This is a genomic window from Pseudomonas sp. GW821-FHT03E01 (genome assembly GCF_059420765.1).
Genome location: NZ_JBWKUI010000040.1, coordinates 1 through 694, shown reverse-complemented (window position 1 = coordinate 694; position 694 = coordinate 1). Strand labels below are relative to the sequence as shown.

The following is a 694-nucleotide window of genomic DNA, read 5'->3' as shown; positions in this document are numbered from 1 at the left end:
CACTGGCAACGCCATCGGTGCCGTTGGCCAGGGTGTAAGTCCATTGGCCGCTGCTGTCGACGGCGATCGAGCCGTAGGTTCCAGTTGCCGAGCCATTGATCGACCAGGTGGCGGTGGCTGCATGATCGATGTCGCTTGAACTGAACTGGCCGCTGACGCTGAGGCTGGTGTCCTCCTGCACGGCGCCGACATCGTTGCCGCTCGCAAAGCTGAGCACCGGCGCATCGTTGCTGCCGGTGACGGTGACGGTCACTTGCTGGGTGTCGACACCGCCGAGGCCATCGCTGACCTGCACGCTGAACACTTCGTTGTGAGTCTCGCCAGCCTTCAGTGATTGCACGGCACTGGCGACGCCATCGGTGCCGTTGGCCAACGTGTAGGTCCATTGGCCCGTGCTGTCGACGGCGATCGAGCCATAGCTGCCAGTATTGGACCCGGCAATGCTCCAGGTCGCGGTGGCTGCATGATCGATGTCGCTTGAACTGAACTGGCCGCTGACGCTGAGCGTGGTGTCTTCCTGCACCGCGCCGGCATCGTTGCCGTTGGCGAAACTGAGTACGGGTGCGTCATTGCTGCCGGTGACGGTCACAGTCACCTGCTGGGTGTCGACACCGCCCAGGCCGTCGCTGACCTGGATGGTGAACACTTCGTTGTGACTCTCGCCGGCCTGCAACGACTGCACGGCACTGGCGAC

1 protein-coding gene is annotated in these 694 nt (G+C 63.4%); it reads right to left on the bottom strand.

Annotation, left to right across the window (positions count from 1 at the left end):
* Positions 1 to 694: VCBS domain-containing protein (locus AC07VO_RS29890; protein ID WP_495007740.1), on the bottom strand; the 694-nt coding region annotated here is incomplete at both ends.